This is a genomic window from Empedobacter sp. GD03797 (genome assembly GCF_029842105.1).
GTDB classification, from domain to species: Bacteria; Bacteroidota; Bacteroidia; order Flavobacteriales; family Weeksellaceae; genus Empedobacter; species Empedobacter falsenii_C.
In genome coordinates this window covers 22,741-38,807 of the sequence record NZ_JAOCFS010000029.1, presented here as the reverse complement: position 1 = coordinate 38,807, position 16,067 = coordinate 22,741, and the positions used below count along the sequence as shown (strand labels likewise).

Sequence of the window (16,067 nt, the reverse complement as noted above, 5' to 3'; positions counted from 1 at the left end):
ATTGAAAGGTCATTTTTTCGATTTAGTTAAAAATAAGAAAATTTGTTTTTGATTATTTGGATGTGATGCTGAAACGAGTTCAGCAGGACTGGGTGGAGATAATTTTATCGAGAGATTTATAAGAACACTAAAAAGGATTGTGTATATTATATAGTATATTTTTCTGTTTCTCGAAACTTAGAACTTATTATTCACAACTTAAAAAACTCCCCTACAATCCCCTCAAGGGGATAGTTTCGTATTTAGTTTTTACCGCAAGGAATGATTAGACGGTGATGGTTTGCTGAATTAAGCAAAGCAGCAGCGGATATTTTGTGATTATCTACTCGGGAGGAATTATCGCAAAGCGACAATGGTTTATTTAATATAGTTAATACATTATATAGATGTAATATTGAAACGAGTTTAATATGACATCATAATTAAGCTTTCATAAAAAAACTCTTTGATAAAGTAAAAGCTTATACTTTATAATTCTGCATGTGATGCTGAAACAAGTTCAGCAGGACAAAACCAAGCGTAATAATAGATTCTTCACTACGTTGAAGCTATATTCATAATGACAGACTCGAAAGAAATGAAAAAGGAGAACATTTAGTTCTCCTTTTTTATCTTATTAATGTGGACCGTTATCATTTTTGTCTTTTTCTAAATCTGTATTCCAAATTTTGATTTTATCTGTTTTTTTCAAGCCAGATTTTACTTGAACATTCACGCCGTCTGTAATTCCAAGGGTGATGTATTTCTTTTCGTACTTCGCATCTTGTCCTTTACCAGAAGTGAGAATTTCAACATATGGCTTTTGGTTTTCATCATAACGAACATGCGCTGATTTTACCAACAACACATTTTTCGCTTCTTGCGTCACAACCTCAGCGTTTGCAGAATATCCGGCACGAATAAAATTATCTGAATCTAATTGAACCGGTGCTTTAATTTCGAACTGCACTACTCCATTCGTTGCAACTCCTTGAGGCGATATAAAATCAAGAATCGCTGTAAAAGTTTTGTTCGGAATTGCACCAATCGATACATTAATTTTCATTCCTTCCTTCAATTTACCTACCTCAGCTTCATCAACTTTCCCTTGGAAAATCATTTTCTTAACATCAGCCATCGTAGCAATCGTCGTTCCTGTAGAGAAATTATTAATCTCTTGCACCATATTCCCAACCTCAACAGGAATATCTAAAATCATTCCCGAAGTAGTTGCTGTAATACGCGTTGTTGCATAAGCTTCCAAACCAGGAGCAATGCCTGTTTGCGCAACTTTGTAATCGTTTTCGGCAGCTTTTAACTGTTGTTGAGCTGATTTATATGTTGCATTTGCATTATCATAATCTGCACGAGGCAAAACACCTTGATTGTATAAAGTAGATGTTCGATTGAAATTACGACGTTCTTGATCGACTGTAATTTGTGCCGCTTGAATTGACTGACGAGCTGCATTTAACGATTGAACATTAGGAACAACTTTCAGTTCGCAAATCAACTGACCGCGCTCTACATATTGTCCTTCTGCAACATTAATCGATTTTATAACACCTGAAATATTTGGCTTAATTTCAATTGTTTCCAACGGTTTTACTTCACCAGTTGCAACAGCTTTCACCTCGATATTTCCCATAAAAGGTGTTGTCGTTTCATAAACTTCATTGTCTTGGCTATTCTTTTTACCGAAATATGCAATCACACCGATTACAGCACCGATAAAAACGACAATCATCAAAATCTTTAGAAATTTTTTCATTCTTTTATATCTGTTAAGTTTTAGTTATTCGTCTCTCAATGCATCAATAGGTTTGATTTGAATTGCACGTTGAGCAGGAATCAATCCCGCTAAAGTTGCCATAACCACCATCACCGCTAAAGCTGTAAAAAGTGTAAACAAATCAATTGACGCATTATATAAAGGTATGTTTTTATTTGATGGAATGATGACTTCGTTGAGAACCATTAGCAAAAGAGCTGCAAAAATAATTCCGCCTAAACCTGCAATTAATGTTAAAACAACTGATTCTAACAAAATTTGACCACGAATTTGAGCAGGAATCGCACCTAATGCTCTTCGAATTCCAAATTCTTTTGTGCGTTCTGAAACTGTGATCAATAAAATACTTGCAATCGCAATAACACCGGAAAATAATGTCATCCCTCCTACAACAATTGCTAGGAATTGCATTCCTTTCACGAATTTCATAATCTTCCCAAGCATTTCACCTAAATTAAAACCTCCAATTCCTTGGTCGTCATCAGGCGAAATATTTTTAATCTGTTTCAGATATGTTTTTAATTCTTTTTCGAATGCAACAATATCATAATTATTAGGCAAACTCAAACTTAAATATTGAATCGTTTCCCCTTGATTGTATATTTTTTGAAATGTTGTAAACGGAATAAACACTTGATCTTTGCTCTCTACAGGCGAAGAAGGTGTGTCGTAAACGCCAACAATTGTATAATAACTATCACTAATTCTGATTTCTTTCCCCAAAGGTTTTGGTTTATCACCAAAAAATTGTTCAGCAACTTCAATTCCGATGACACAAACTTTCGATTCAGTTTTGATATCATCTTCATTGATAAAACGACCTTGAATAATATCTTTCCCAAACATTCGGTTTTGATCTGGATAATCTCCATTCACCGTGTAAAAATTATATTTTGTTCCGTAAGTTAATATTGAATTTGGTTTAGAGTTTCGAGGTGCTAACAACGAAATTTGAGGAAAACGAGCCTGAATTTGACGAACATCACTCATTTTCAATTCAATTGTGCGACCTTTTTGAAATCCTTGATAAGGCATTGATGTTGTTCCTCCCCAAACAAATAACGAATTGGTTGCGGCATCTGCTAAATTCCGGTCAAAACCATTTTGCAAACCACGTGTTACGCCTAACAATAATACAAATAAGAACATTCCCCATGCGACACCAATCATCGTCAAAATAGTGCGCAATTTATTTTTGCGAATCGCCGCGTAGACTTCGCTCCAAGCATCTGGATCAAAAACAAATTTTATAAAGTTCATTATTCGTCTCTTAAAGCATCAATAGGTTTAATACGTGCTGCATTCAAAGCTGGAATTAATCCAGAAACTATTCCTGCAACAAACAAAATAATACAAGCCATGACCAACGAATTGGTTTCTACGCCTGGATTATAAATAAAATATTCTTCTAAACTATCACCAATATTTTCTACAACAAGTGCCGCTAAAGCAATTCCTATTGCTCCGAAAATAATCGTAATCATAATTGCTTCTTGTAAAATCAATCCCAAAACATTGGCTGGTGTTGCGCCTAAAGCTTTTCGAATACCAATTTCTTTGGTACGCTCTTTTACACTAAATACCATAATATTTCCGATACTTACGATTCCTGCAATCAAACTTCCTCCACCAATTACAAATACAATAATTGTCAGAATCAAGAAAAATTGATTGGTATCTTCCATTGCATCGGCTGCATTTCGCACCCAAACTCCACCATAATCAGAAGGCGCAACATTGTGTCGACCTTTTATATTATATTCGATTGCATTTGCTAGTTTAGAAATATCAGCCAAAGCCATTCCATCTTTTGGTGTTACAATAATCGATGATACTTTGTCCGTCGCATAAATCGTTCTAAACGTTGTAAAAGGCGCATACAAAGCACGTTCAGCATTATCACCACCATCTTTACTTTCGAAAACACCAACCACTTGATACATACTTGAACCTAATTGCAAATATTTACCAATTGCAATTTGATTTGGAAAAAAATCTTGCGCAACCAATCGTCCAATAACAATTGATTTGGACTGATTTTCCATATCTTTTTTATTGATAAATCGACCAAGTGTTACGTTTTCATTAATCATTGATTCATATTCTGGATAAACTCCAGTAATCGAATAACTTCCTGAATTCGCTTCATTTCTAATCGTATCACTTTTCGAAATTGTACTTACAATCGATTTTATTTCATCTGGAAAAGAATGTTTTATAAAATCAAAATCTTTTACGTCCAATTCTATTGTACGTCCTTGTTTGAAACCATTGTAAGGCTCAGTTGTCGTTCCTCCGTTAACGGTAATATTTAGTGAATTTGCTTTAAAGAATTCTTGTTGAAATCCGTTCTGCAAACCATTTCCCAATCCATACAATGTAATAAACACAAAAAGCGCCAAAGCGATTGTCAAACCCGACAATGCCGTACGCAATTTATTACTTGCAATGGACGACCATATTTCGCTCCAACGGTCTGTATCAAACATATTTTATATTTACGATTCTTTGTGATTTATGATTAACGAAGTTTAAATTTCGAAAATCATTAAACTCTTACTTGTTCTACTTTTTCGTCACTTACAATTACCCCATCTTTCAGACGAACAATACGTTTGCACATATTCGCAATATCATCTTCGTGCGTCACCATTACAATTGTTTTACCTTCGTCATTAATTTCTTGAATCAAGTGCATTACTTCCTGCGAAGTCTTCGTATCCAATGCTCCCGTAGGCTCATCTGCCAATAACAATTTTGGTTTTGCAGCCAACGCTCGCGCAATTGCAACACGCTGTTTTTGTCCACCCGAAAGTTCGTTTGGCATATGAGTAGCCCAAGGCTCCAACCCAACTCTTTCCAGATAACTAAGCGCAATTTTATTTCGATCCGAACGTTTTACTTTTTGATAATACAACGGCAAGGCAACATTTTCTAAGACATTTTTGAAACCAATCAAATTATAAGATTGAAAAATAAATCCTAAAAATTTGTTTCGATAATTAGCGGCTTTAGTTTCGTTTAATTTCTCGATTCTAACGCCATCCAATTCATAAATACCTGTATCATGCTCGTCCAACATCCCAATGATATTCAATAAAGTTGATTTCCCCGAACCCGAAGATCCCATAATCGCAACAAATTCACCTTCCGCAATCTCAAGGTTAATTCCTTTGAGTACGTGAAGTTTATTTTTTCCCATTATGTAGGATTTATTTAAATCTCGAATAGATATCATAGATTGTTGTAAATTTCAATAAAGATAACAGATAAGTCGAAATTATCAGAAAAATGTTACAAATAAAGATTAATGTAAAAAATGTAAACCTATATTATTTAAAGTAACATTAATAAATTGTTTAATCGTTAAGATGGACAATGTAATAAATATAACTTTTATGAATAAAGGTAACTTAAATTTAAAAACAGAAAAATATTGATAGTAAAAAACATAAATATAAAAGACTGTAACCGCTATTGTTATGTATTTTATTGGATTTAAAAATATCGTAGAAGCAAATGTTAAAGCTACTTTTTGTATAAAATTAATTAACATCCAACCACCAACTAAATATGTATTCAAAACAAGATTTTCAGTATAATTTTGTTGACTCTTTCTGAAAATTAAATAACTACAAAGTGCATAAAAAGGAATGGCTATGAAAGGAACAAATTTGGAGTAATCTTTCTGAAATTTGTATAAACCTGTATAATCGGTTAAAAATACTTTTGCATCTACATGAAATAACTTCAAGAAAAAATACTCGATAGTCAGAACCAAAATAATTGTAGAAAAACAATTGAAATGTTTTACACGTTTTCCTTGAATATATTCTCGAATACTATGACCTGGTTGTGTAAAAAGTTCTCTTATTGTAAAAATAAAACCTTTATCAAAATGAAAAATTCCATGAACAAAATCGTGAACAAAAAAATGTTTTAACGAAAATCGATGTATTGATGTGGATTGTCCACAATTCGAACAATAATTCCCTTGTGTTTCTTTTTCGCAATTCAGGCATTTGTTATTCATTTTTCAGAAAAATAATAAGTTAAAATGTATTTCATAATTAGTTTTGTAAAACTAGAAATACATCTTAAAAAAGCAAACTTTATTTTCAGTTTTTTAAAAACTTTAAACTGGATCTACATCTACATCAATTCTCACTGAACGAAAAGCCGCAATTGTATGCAGTTGATCTATTTTTGATTGAATTAAATCTTTTACTTTTTGAGGCGATTGATTTGGTCGAATTTTAATCATCACATCTGTAATATACAAATTATTGATTCGTCCTATCGAAGGCGCTTCTGGACCAAGTAAACATTTTGCATCAAAACTTGGTTTAAGTAAAACGACCAATTGAGCTGCTGTTTTATCCAAACGCTCTTTATTTTTATGCTTGAAACGCAACTTGATTAACCGAGAATAAGGCGGATACAAAAATTCTTTGCGCTCATACAAAATATCCTTCATCGTTGGTGCATAACTATAAGTTGTGACATTTTGCAAAATCTGATGTTCGGGTTGAAAAGATTGAATCAAAACTTTTCCTTGTTCTTGACGACGACCAGCACGACCAGAGACTTGCGTTAACAATTGAAATGCTTTTTCGTGCGCTCTAAAATCAGGAAAATTCAACAAAGAATCTGCTCGAATAACACCAACAAAATTAACATTTCCAAAATCAAAACCTTTTGTAATCATTTGTGTTCCAATTAAAATATCAATTTCTTTGTTCTCGAAATCTTCAATCAATTTTTCGTAAGCAAATTTCCCGCGCATCGAATCGACATCCATTCTTCGAACTTTTGCATCAGGAAAAATCGTTTGAACTTGCTGTTCTATCTGCTCCGTTCCCAAACCTTTTGTATTCAATTCGTGCGAACCACAACTTGGACAACGCAAAGGTTTCGCTTGCGCATAACCACAATAATGACATTTGAGTTGATTAGAGAATTTATGATACGTTAAACTGACATCGCAATTTGGACATTCAGGCGTATGTCCACACGTATTACATTCCATAATCGGTGCATATCCACGGCGATTCTGAAACAAAATGACTTGCTTTTTTTGATGCAATTGATTGAAAATTTCATCACGAAGTGTATGCGAAATATCTTCTGTAATTTCTTTTTCCTTTTGCGCTTTTTTGAGGTCAATCAAATTAATTTCGGGCAGCTTTATATTTCCAAAACGCTCCGTTAATTCGACATAACCATATTTTTTATTTTTCGCATTATAATAACTTTCAGCCGAAGGCGTCGCCGAACCTAACAAAACTTTCGCATTCATCATTCCTCCAAGCAACATCGCCATATCGCGTGCATGAAAAAATGGTTTTACATCCATTTGTTTATAAGACGATTCGTGCTCTTCATCGACGATAATCATTCCCAAATTATCAAAAGGCAAATACAACGCTGTTCGAGGACCAATGATAATATCGAAATCCCCATTCAAGGTTTTTTGCCACAACTCGACACGTTCATTTTGATTGAATTTCGAATGATAAACTCCTACTCTTTCTCCAAAATGCTTTTTTATACGATGAACAATTTGCGTAGTCACAGAAATTTCTGGCAATAAATACAACACTTTATTTCCTTTCGCAATTACTTGCTCCATCAATTTCAGATAAATTTCTGTCTTTCCACTTGATGTTACACCATGCAACAAAACAGTCGATTTATCTTTAAAATCTTCTTTAATTTGATTTAGAGCAGCAGTTTGTTTCAAGGTTAATTCTGAAATTTCAGTTACATCTTTCTCCTGTTCTTCTACACGAGAAGTTTGATGCTGATAAATTTCGACCGCTCCTTTTTCTGCTAACGATTTAAGTACTGCATTTGTCGCACCTTGTTTTACAAAATCTGCCACTTTTAGCGGTTTTTCTTGTAATTGTGTTTCTAATGTAATCAATTGCAACAAAGTTTCGCGCTGTTTTGGTGCTTTATTTAATTGATTTAAAATTTCGATAAAAGCAACTTCATTTCCTTTTAAATCGGGATGTAACCTGACATAATTATCAATTTTTGGCGTATATTTTTCGTTGAGTTTTTCATCTAATCGAATAATTCCTTTATCAATTAATAATTTAAGTGTTGGAATTGCTGATTTTTCATCCACAATTAAAGCTGCTTCTTCAACCGAAATGATTTCTCTTAATTTCAATGCTTCAAAAACTAAAAATTCATAATCATTTAGTTCTTCAATTGTTTCATAATTTGGATTAATTAATCGAACAAAAGTTTGAGATTCTAATTTTAACGCAGAAGGAAAAGCATTTCTGAAAACATCGCCCAACGAACACATATAATAATTCGCCATCCATTCCCAAAAATTAATTTGCGTTTGTGTCACCAAAGGTTCGTCATCCAAAAAAGCATGAATTGCCTTTGTTTTGTATAATTCTGGTGCATTTTGATGAATAGAATGTACAATTCCTGTATATAATTTTTGCGTTCCGAAAGGCACGGAAACACGCTGACCAACTTTAATTTGCTGTAAATCAATTTCAGAAAGATGATACGTAAACGTTCCATTTAATGAAAGTGGTAAAATAATTTCGGCAAAATAATTCGTTGTCATTCTATAATTTTAAACCAGCAAGTTAGGAAGATTTTTAGAAGAAATGAAAAGCTAATTTTGAAAATAGTTTTGTATTTATTTAGCTATAATTGGGGATTTTATATTATTAATAAAAATCTTTTATTTGATTAAAAATTAAATTATGACTTCCTCTACCTTATATAGTATTGAAGATAAATCAAAAACAAATACATTTAAAACAACAACTATTTCTTTCATCATTTTTCTTATCATCTCTTTGTTTCTAATTATAATAGTTTCTAACAACGGAAAAGCATCTAGCCTTACCATTTTATTCTCAAGTTTTGTATTTATTCTTTTAATTTCTATAATAGGTATTCCATTTTTTCTTTCGGGGAAGAAATATGCTACTTCTATGATGATTAATCAACTTGGTGTTTATACATTCAACAGTAAAAATGACATTGTAGAAACTATTTTGTATGAAAATATTCTAATAATACAATTATATGATGCGAGCGGAAGAGATACTCTTAACCCAAATCTTCGTATAAAAGTGAATAATAATGGAACTGCAATATGGAAAACCTTTCCAAAACTATACTACGTTGGATTAACAAATAAAAATGAGTTACACTTGCATTTCTTATTACAAGCGAAATCATCTCAAAAGAAAATAGAAATTGATACAACTGCAATTATCTATTATCAATCATTAATTAAAAAATAAAATTTCACAAATTATTAATATTTCATTTTCAGATAGTTTAGAGAATTAATTCTAATTTTAAGAGAATTCAAAAACTATCATTATGCTACATGCCATTTTAGATCAGATTTCGGAATCGGAAAAACCAATTATAAAAATCATTTTCAGAAATGATGATACGCGTGTTGTTGCTTTTGGACTGAAAAAAGGTTTGAAATTAATCGATCATCAATTACCTGTAAATGCAAAAATTTTGATGTTGAAAGGTGAAATAGAAATTGACTCGAAAATTGAGATTGTCAATCTAAAAGAATTTGACGAATATATTCTTCCGCCAAAAGTTATTCACCAAGTGACCTCCTTACAAGATTCGATGATGTTAGTTATTCTAAATTTTAATAAAAAAAGTTTTTAAAATAGTTAAACTCTATATATTTACACTATAAAAAACTTTATATTTATGATTATTAATTTATCAAAATATGAAACTACTTTTCACTTTAACTACTCTCTTTACTTTAGCCCTATCTTCTTGTAGTACAAATATCAAACACGATCGATTATTTACAGGAACAATTGTAAGAGATTGTACAGGAACTTACATTCGTGTTGATGATAAAGAGGATTATTTGGTTTGTAATAATGAAATGCTTTCGGACAAAAAAGAAGGTGAAACAGTAAGTGTTATTTATGATTTTGAAAAAACATGCAAAGAGTTAGAAAATAAAGCAACTTGTATGATGTATCACGAACATAAAGGCAAGATTAAAATCAAGAAAAATAATAATTAATTAAAAAATCCACTCAAATTGAGTGGATTTTTGCTTGATATAAAAATACGATTATTTCGATTTTTTACGACGCTCTAATTCTTTTTCGATCAGCATCAATTCACGTCCTGTTTGTCCTGCAACAGATGTATTTTCTTGTGCACGACGAACCAAATAAGGCATTACTTCTTTGATTGGTCCATATGGTAAATATTTAGCAATATTGTATCCTAAATGCGCCAAGTTGAATGAAATATTATCACTCATTCCGAATAATTGTCCAAACCAAAAATTTGGATTATTTTTCTCAATTCCGTTTTCGTTCATCAATTTGATTAACAATTCACAACTTTCTTCGTTGTGCGAACCTGCGAATAAACCAAAACGTTCGTGATGAGAAGCAATAAATTCTAACGCTAAATTATAATCTCTATCCGAAGCTTCTTTGTTTGGTTGAATTGGAGATGGATAACCTTCGGCTTGCGCACGCGCACGCTCTTTCTCCATATATGCTCCACGCACAATTTTGAATCCCAAGAAATATCCTTCGCGTTCTGCTTTTGCATGCATTTCTTTCAAATAAGCCAAACGATCATGACGATACATTTGCAACGTATTCCAAACTAATGCACGTTTTGTGTTATATTTCACCATCATTTCGTCAGTCAAATCATCTGCAGAACCTTGCATCCAAGTTTCTTCTGCATCTACCATGATATTAACATCCAAATCATATCCTTTTTGGCATACAGCCTCAAAACGTTGACGAATATTTGCCCAAGATTTTTCTTCTTCTGCAGTTAACGTTTGTTTCTTTCCTACTTTTTCAAATAATTCGATTCGACCAAATGCAGTTGGTTTGAAAACTACAAATGGAATTGACTGATTAGATTTTGCTAAATCAACCAAGTGTAACATAACGTCACGAACTTCGTCAAATTGTTTTTCTTCTGTTAATCCTTCGATAGAATAATCTAAAATAGAACTTACGTGATATTTAAATAATTCATTTGCCACAACAACTCCTTGTTCTGCTGTTTCACCACCTACAAATTGTTTGTAGATTGTTTCACGAATTACAGGTTTTACGAATGGGATGTTTACCGCAAATGGTAAATTAAAAAACTTAGTTCCAAAACTTGTCAATGCGGGGCTTCCGATTAACTTGTATAAGTAATACGCTTTCTTTAAATCTTTATCTGATTTCGATTCGAAAGCAAACTGTGTATTGTCGAATAATGACATGTGAGTTAACTATTTTTTGTGTTAATATAACGTTACAAATTTATAATTAAAACCTGATTAAACTAAAAAAACCTACAAGAAATTCTTGTAGGTTTTTGATATATTTTAAAGATTGCAAATAGTTGCCTATTCTTATCCTTTTTTAGCGTATTTGCTTCTGAATTTGTCGATACGTCCTGCAGTATCAACCAATTTAGATTTACCTGTGTAAAATGGGTGAGATGTAGAAGAAATCTCCATTTTGATTAATGGGTACTCTACTCCGTCAACAACTAATGTATCTTTAGTATCAGCACAAGATTTTGTGATGAATACATCTTCGTTAGACATATCTTTGAATGCTACCAAACGGTAATTTGTTGGGTGGATATCTTTTTTCATTTTTTTAATCTTCTTTGTTAACTTTATTGGAGTGCAAAGATAATATTATTTACAGAATGTTACAATCAATTTTATTGAAAAAACATTTAAAACAATACGTTAAGCAAATTTAATTTCGAGTGTAATGGGCTTCTTAAAATTAAACCTGCACTTCTTGTACACATTTTTCGTGGTGCAAATATAAACATTTTAGTAATTCGTACAACTATTTTTTCAGAATCTATTCATAAAAATCTAATTTTTATCTTTGTTCATCTACAATAAAACCTATTATTTATTGTTTAAACTTATATAATGAATCATAACTTTATGAACGTAAAAACATTAATCGCCGGACTTGGTATTGCTTCTTTGATTGGTTTTCAATCTTGTCGCGATGATTTTGACTATGATCCAATTAGTTCTGAATTGCGTTTTAGCAAAGATACCGTTTCCGTAGATACCGTATATAATTTTTCTAAATCTGAAACTTATCTTCTTAAAATTTATAATCCTGAGAATGATGATCGCGTAATTCCAAAAATATATTTGACACGTGGAAATAATTCATTTTTCAATATAAATGTAGACGGAAAAGCAGGAACAAGTTTCGAAAATGTGCCGATTCGCAAAAAAGATAGTTTATTTATTTTTGTTGAAGTAAATGCACAAGAAGCGCCTCTTAATCCACTTTACGATGACGAAATTAATTTCGAAACAACCAATTCTTCTAAAAAAATTAAGTTACTTTCTTGGATAGAAAAAGCTAAAATTCATGCAAAAGATGCTACAATTTCTTCTGCAAATTGGAATGTAAACGAAGCCCAAGTAATTGATGGAAATTTAACGGTTACAAGTGATTTAACAATTGATAAAGGTGCAAAAGTTTATTTCAAAAAAGGAGCAAGTTTAACGATTGGAAACAATGCAAAACTTACGGTAAATGGAGCTTTGAATGAAGAAGTGAAATTTCGTTCGGCGCGTCATGATAACAAATATGATTCGATTCCTGATCAATGGAACAAAATCGAATTAGCTCCAAATAGTACATCGAAAATCAATTATGCAAAAATTATTGGTGCTGACACTGGTTTACACGTAAATAATGCTAAATTAGATATTAGTAACGCTAAAATTGTCAATAATCAATCGTATGGAATTTTAGCTACAAACGCTACAATTACAGGTTACAATTTGGTGATGAATAATAGTAATTTGGCAACTTTAGCAATAGAATATGGAGGTTTGTACGAATTTTATCATTCTACTTTTGCCAATTATTACCATTTTGCGACAGGTGCTGGACCTGCTTATTCACTTTTCTTGAGTAATGAAAACAATGATAAAAATGTTTCGGCTTTAACTAAAGCAACATTCGGGAATTGTATTTTTTATAATGATAATACGCCAAATGCTATTTTATTGGATAAAAAAGATGGTGCGGCTTTCAATTATTTATTTGATACCAATATTATTCATAATGTAGATACATCAACGTTAAATGTAACAACTGCGCCAAATTTCTTGGCAAGTATTACATTAGATCCAATGTTTGAAAATACAGCGTATTTTGCAAATAAATTAGCGGTGAAAAACGAATCACCTGCAAAAGGAAAAGGAAAAATATCTTTTGCGCAACAATATCCGTTAGATTATAATGGACAACCACGAGGCACAACTCCTACAATTGGAGCATTTCAATAAAAAATAAAAGCGCTAAAAATTAATTTTTAGCGCTTCTTTTTTTTTTATAAATCTTACTCAATTCTATTCAGTAAAATATTAATTTTTCCTCTATAATTTTCTTCAGAATTAAACTTCAAATAATAATCTCCGGCTTTATCAAAATCTATAATTTCTATTCTATTATTATGACGATTCCCATTTGATTTTAAGCTAAAAAATTCTTTTTTATCCTTATCAACAATTGAAGCTTCTATCGCGCTACTACTATTTTTAACACCCAATTCAAAACGAACTTTCATCGGCTCTTTAACTGTTATCACATAATAAAAACCTCCCGAAGAATTCTCTATTTTAATTTTCAATTCATTTCTGCCTACATATTGTTTTTTTGTAGCAATTCTAGAGTTTTTATTCATTCTCATATTCGAAATACTTAACCCAGAAATTGAAGATTTTTCATAACTCTGATTATTATATTTCTGATAATAAGGATCTTTATTCACATCAATTGTCACACAAGATTGTACCAACATCACTGCAAAACACAATAAAATAAATTTTCTCATAACATCATATCTTTACTATTAAGATGCATGTTTTATAAAAAAGTTACAACAAAGGTTTAAATTCTATTCGTTTTTTCTCTCACCAACACACCCACAACACCTAAAATAACCACCTCATCATTTTCGTGTATTTGCACACAATCTTTGTAATTTGGATTTATCGCAATTAATTTATTGTTTATTTTATCAAAGCGTTTCAACGTATAATCCTCATTATTAACGGAAACAATAATATCATCGTGATGCAATGGAATAAGATCAGTCCGAATCACCAAAATATCATTTTTTTGATAAACAGGATACATCGAATCTCCACCAACGACAATCAAAAAAGTAGATTCGGGATGCGTTAAATAACGTTCATCCAAACTTATTTTGTCATCTACAAAATCTTCTGCAGGCGAAGGAAATCCAGCATTTACATGACCAAAATTCGGAATATATTTTTTCTCACCATCTGTATTTATCACAAAAAGATTGAGTTCTTTGTCTAACATTTTTATCTCTCCATTCATTTTTTCTATCGTTTAATACACCACCAACAAATCTTTCCACTTCGTTGTATAACAAGGTGATAAATTATTTTGACGCATTTTCCACGTTTTATTCAAATCTTGCGAAGCTAATTTTATTTTTGCTGCACCAAATTTTTTGTTCAGTAAATCGATGACTTTCATCAAATCGGGATGATGTTGATTTTCTTCCTCGAAAAGCGATAATTGTTTTTGATCTGACGAAACAATTCCAGACACCACTACTCCAGCCTTTTTGTACTCATAACCATCTTTATAAATTTGCTCAAACGCTTTAATTGCAAATTTGGACAACGTAATACTTGAATTCGATTCGTAAGGTAAATGGACCGAAATTGTACGGTAATATTGCGGTTTATTTCTATCAAAATTATTGGTCTGAATAAAAACTGTAACCAAATTGCAAGACGAATTCTGTTTCCGAAGCTTCTCTGCACACGAAACCGCAAAAGTAGCAACACGCTCTTTTACATATTCAAAATCGTTGGTATATTCTTCGAAACTACGCGTCGTTGCTATACTTTTCTTTGCCGAAATAGCTTCTAAATCTAACACCGCTTCACCTAACAAATCTTTTTTCAAACGCAAACCTACTATCGAAAATTCTTTCCGAAGAAAATCATCTTTTAATTGTACAAAGTCCAACGCTTTATTGACACCGATCATTCTCAGACGTCGTGACATTCGTCGACCAATCCCCCAAACATCTTCGATATTTAGCCATTTTAACGCTTTATGGATTTGTTCTTGCGTCTGAATAACATAAACTCCTTGATGAACTTCTGGAAATTTTTTCGCAATATGATTCGCTAATTTCGCCAAGGATTTAGTTGGTGCAATTCCGACACAAACTGGCAATTTTGTAAACTGATAAATTTTAGATTTGATTTCTAATCCGTAATTTTTCAAATCAAAACGATCAAATCCATTCAATTTTAAGAAACATTCGTCTATCGAATAAATTTCTTGATCAGGCGAATACAACGATAAAATCGACATTACACGATTGCTCATATCCGCATATAATTGATAATTTGACGAAAAAAATTTGATTTTTTTCTGTTCAAAAACACGTTGAAATTGATGCGCAGGCGCACCCATTGGAATTCCAGCTAACTTCGCTTCAGCAGAACGCGAAATTACACAACCATCATTATTAGACAATACTACAATTGGCTGATGAAGAAGCTTCGGTTGAAAAACACGATGGCAACTGGCGTAAAAATTATTACAATCTATCAATGCGAACATAGTACAAAGTTGAGAAGTTAAAACGCCACATTGTGTCATCGAAAATGTTAATTTATTCCAAAACAAAAAACCACTCAAATGAGTGGTTTGTATCCTTATTTAATTTTATATTTTTTATGCAAATCTTTTATTACAACAGCTGGTTCATAAACCGTTTGAAATTTTATTGGTTTACTGTTTTTGAAATATTGTACTTTCAGCCACGTATCATTACTATCTAATTTTGTGTAGCTGTTACTTTTTTCCAAGACTTTATCGTTCACTGTACTTAAAATTGCAAAATAATCAAAATTATTACGCTGACCTATTTCCGCTGCTCTCAACAAAGCATAGTCAAACGTTTTGTCTTTTTTATTGTATTCGTTTCCATCAAAACTAACAATATAGGTATCATTGTTCACCTTTTCTTCGGTATAACCGCCTGTACCATTATCTTTTTGGTATGCAACAGCCTTGCTGTTATGACAACTTGCTAAAGCAAAAATGAAAGCTCCAGCACATAAAATTTGAGTTAATTTTTTCATATCATTATAATTGGTTATTGTGCTTTAACAAAAGTTGTTCCTTTTAAGATATGTTTTTGATATTTCTAAATATTTTCTTAACAAATTATTTTTGAA

16 protein-coding genes are annotated in these 16,067 nt (G+C 31.8%); 4 read left to right on the top strand and 12 right to left on the bottom strand.

Translation table 11 applies throughout. The annotated features are described in order from the left end of the window. Nucleotides 1-616 precede the first annotated feature (616 nt). The 6 genes from N5D90_RS14580 to priA form a co-directional block, all read right to left on the bottom strand. Nucleotides 617-1,750, bottom strand: a complete 1,134-nt coding sequence (locus tag N5D90_RS14580) for an efflux RND transporter periplasmic adaptor subunit (protein ID WP_280063014.1) — start codon at nucleotides 1,748-1,750, stop codon at nucleotides 617-619. Between the two features lie 24 nt (nucleotides 1,751-1,774). Continuing rightward, nucleotides 1,775-3,031, bottom strand: coding sequence for an ABC transporter permease (locus N5D90_RS14575; RefSeq protein WP_180906246.1), 1,257 nt, complete (start codon nucleotides 3,029-3,031; stop codon nucleotides 1,775-1,777). Further along, the gene (locus N5D90_RS14570; protein WP_280063013.1) at nucleotides 3,031-4,260 is read right to left on the bottom strand and encodes an ABC transporter permease; all 1,230 of its coding nucleotides are present in this window, start codon (nucleotides 4,258-4,260) and stop codon (nucleotides 3,031-3,033) included. The genes N5D90_RS14575 and N5D90_RS14570 overlap by 1 nt, the downstream gene beginning before the upstream one ends. A gap of 59 nt (nucleotides 4,261-4,319) precedes the next feature. Beyond that, nucleotides 4,320-5,009, bottom strand: coding sequence for an ABC transporter ATP-binding protein (locus tag N5D90_RS14565; protein ID WP_135836687.1), 690 nt, complete (start codon nucleotides 5,007-5,009; stop codon nucleotides 4,320-4,322). Between the two features lie 69 nt (nucleotides 5,010-5,078). After that, nucleotides 5,079-5,804: a DUF3667 domain-containing protein gene (locus tag N5D90_RS14560; RefSeq protein WP_280063011.1), complete on the bottom strand. Its 726-nt coding sequence runs from the start codon at nucleotides 5,802-5,804 to the stop codon at nucleotides 5,079-5,081. A gap of 102 nt (nucleotides 5,805-5,906) precedes the next feature. Continuing rightward, a complete protein-coding gene (gene priA / locus N5D90_RS14555; protein WP_280063010.1) occupies nucleotides 5,907-8,366 on the bottom strand; it encodes a primosomal protein N' in 2,460 nt (819 codons plus the stop codon). Nucleotides 8,367-8,508: 142 nt separating this feature from the next. Between priA and N5D90_RS14550 the strand changes: the two genes are divergently transcribed. From N5D90_RS14550 to N5D90_RS14540, 3 genes are all read left to right on the top strand, one after another. Then, a complete protein-coding gene (locus tag N5D90_RS14550; RefSeq protein ID WP_280063009.1) occupies nucleotides 8,509-9,057 on the top strand; it encodes a hypothetical protein in 549 nt (182 codons plus the stop codon). A gap of 82 nt (nucleotides 9,058-9,139) precedes the next feature. Continuing rightward, the gene (locus tag N5D90_RS14545; protein WP_280063008.1) at nucleotides 9,140-9,451 is read left to right on the top strand and encodes a hypothetical protein; all 312 of its coding nucleotides are present in this window, start codon (nucleotides 9,140-9,142) and stop codon (nucleotides 9,449-9,451) included. A gap of 67 nt (nucleotides 9,452-9,518) precedes the next feature. Next, nucleotides 9,519-9,827: a hypothetical protein gene (locus N5D90_RS14540; RefSeq protein ID WP_038335687.1), complete on the top strand. Its 309-nt coding sequence runs from the start codon at nucleotides 9,519-9,521 to the stop codon at nucleotides 9,825-9,827. Between the two features lie 51 nt (nucleotides 9,828-9,878). On the opposite strand, the gene N5D90_RS14535 is transcribed toward N5D90_RS14540, so the two are convergent. After that, a complete protein-coding gene (locus N5D90_RS14535) occupies nucleotides 9,879-11,051 on the bottom strand; it encodes a proline dehydrogenase family protein (RefSeq protein WP_280063007.1) in 1,173 nt (390 codons plus the stop codon). A 132-nt stretch (nucleotides 11,052-11,183) separates the two neighbouring features. Continuing rightward, entirely contained in the window at nucleotides 11,184-11,432 is a 249-nt protein-coding gene (locus N5D90_RS14530; protein WP_180906240.1) for a type B 50S ribosomal protein L31, read from the bottom strand. 294 nt (nucleotides 11,433-11,726) lie between these two features. On the opposite strand from N5D90_RS14530, the gene N5D90_RS14525 reads away from it, so the two are divergent. Continuing rightward, the gene (locus tag N5D90_RS14525) at nucleotides 11,727-13,115 is read left to right on the top strand and encodes a hypothetical protein (RefSeq protein ID WP_280063006.1); all 1,389 of its coding nucleotides are present in this window, start codon (nucleotides 11,727-11,729) and stop codon (nucleotides 13,113-13,115) included. Nucleotides 13,116-13,168: 53 nt separating this feature from the next. Here the strand turns inward: N5D90_RS14525 and N5D90_RS14520 are convergent, their stop codons facing one another. The 4 genes from N5D90_RS14520 to N5D90_RS14505 all read right to left on the bottom strand — a co-directional run bounded on the left by N5D90_RS14520 (nucleotide 13,169) and on the right by N5D90_RS14505 (nucleotide 15,971). Next, nucleotides 13,169-13,663, bottom strand: a complete 495-nt coding sequence (locus N5D90_RS14520; protein ID WP_280063005.1) for a hypothetical protein — start codon at nucleotides 13,661-13,663, stop codon at nucleotides 13,169-13,171. A 56-nt stretch (nucleotides 13,664-13,719) separates the two neighbouring features. Further along, entirely contained in the window at nucleotides 13,720-14,178 is a 459-nt protein-coding gene (locus N5D90_RS14515; RefSeq protein ID WP_280063004.1) for a LexA family transcriptional regulator, read from the bottom strand. A gap of 12 nt (nucleotides 14,179-14,190) precedes the next feature. Then, a complete protein-coding gene (locus N5D90_RS14510) occupies nucleotides 14,191-15,447 on the bottom strand; it encodes a Y-family DNA polymerase (RefSeq protein WP_280063003.1) in 1,257 nt (418 codons plus the stop codon). Between the two features lie 95 nt (nucleotides 15,448-15,542). Next, nucleotides 15,543-15,971 (bottom strand): CC0125/CC1285 family lipoprotein, encoded by a 429-nt coding sequence (locus tag N5D90_RS14505; protein WP_038335681.1) that lies wholly within the window; start codon nucleotides 15,969-15,971, stop codon nucleotides 15,543-15,545. Nucleotides 15,972-16,067: the final 96 nt, after the last annotated feature.

Bases quoted from the DNA above. Each gene is read 5' to 3' on its own strand.
- priA (WP_280063010.1), bottom strand. From the start codon at position 8,366: ATGACAACGAATTATTTTGCCGAAATTATTTTACCACTTTCATTAAAT.
- N5D90_RS14565 (WP_135836687.1), bottom strand. From the start codon at position 5,009: ATGATATCTATTCGAGATTTAAATAAATCCTACATAATGGGAAAAAAT.
- N5D90_RS14505 (WP_038335681.1), bottom strand. From the start codon at position 15,971: ATGAAAAAATTAACTCAAATTTTATGTGCTGGAGCTTTCATTTTTGCT.
- N5D90_RS14550 (WP_280063009.1), top strand. From the start codon at position 8,509: ATGACTTCCTCTACCTTATATAGTATTGAAGATAAATCAAAAACAAAT.
- N5D90_RS14510 (WP_280063003.1), bottom strand. From the start codon at position 15,447: ATGTTCGCATTGATAGATTGTAATAATTTTTACGCCAGTTGCCATCGT.
- N5D90_RS14520 (WP_280063005.1), bottom strand. From the start codon at position 13,663: ATGAGAAAATTTATTTTATTGTGTTTTGCAGTGATGTTGGTACAATCT.
- N5D90_RS14535 (WP_280063007.1), bottom strand. From the start codon at position 11,051: ATGTCATTATTCGACAATACACAGTTTGCTTTCGAATCGAAATCAGAT.
- N5D90_RS14515 (WP_280063004.1), bottom strand. From the start codon at position 14,178: ATGAATGGAGAGATAAAAATGTTAGACAAAGAACTCAATCTTTTTGTG.
- N5D90_RS14580 (WP_280063014.1), bottom strand. From the start codon at position 1,750: ATGAAAAAATTTCTAAAGATTTTGATGATTGTCGTTTTTATCGGTGCT.
- N5D90_RS14560 (WP_280063011.1), bottom strand. From the start codon at position 5,804: ATGAATAACAAATGCCTGAATTGCGAAAAAGAAACACAAGGGAATTAT.
- N5D90_RS14540 (WP_038335687.1), top strand. From the start codon at position 9,519: ATGAAACTACTTTTCACTTTAACTACTCTCTTTACTTTAGCCCTATCT.
- N5D90_RS14545 (WP_280063008.1), top strand. From the start codon at position 9,140: ATGCTACATGCCATTTTAGATCAGATTTCGGAATCGGAAAAACCAATT.
- N5D90_RS14575 (WP_180906246.1), bottom strand. From the start codon at position 3,031: ATGAACTTTATAAAATTTGTTTTTGATCCAGATGCTTGGAGCGAAGTC.
- N5D90_RS14570 (WP_280063013.1), bottom strand. From the start codon at position 4,260: ATGTTTGATACAGACCGTTGGAGCGAAATATGGTCGTCCATTGCAAGT.
- N5D90_RS14530 (WP_180906240.1), bottom strand. From the start codon at position 11,432: ATGAAAAAAGATATCCACCCAACAAATTACCGTTTGGTAGCATTCAAA.
- N5D90_RS14525 (WP_280063006.1), top strand. From the start codon at position 11,727: ATGAATCATAACTTTATGAACGTAAAAACATTAATCGCCGGACTTGGT.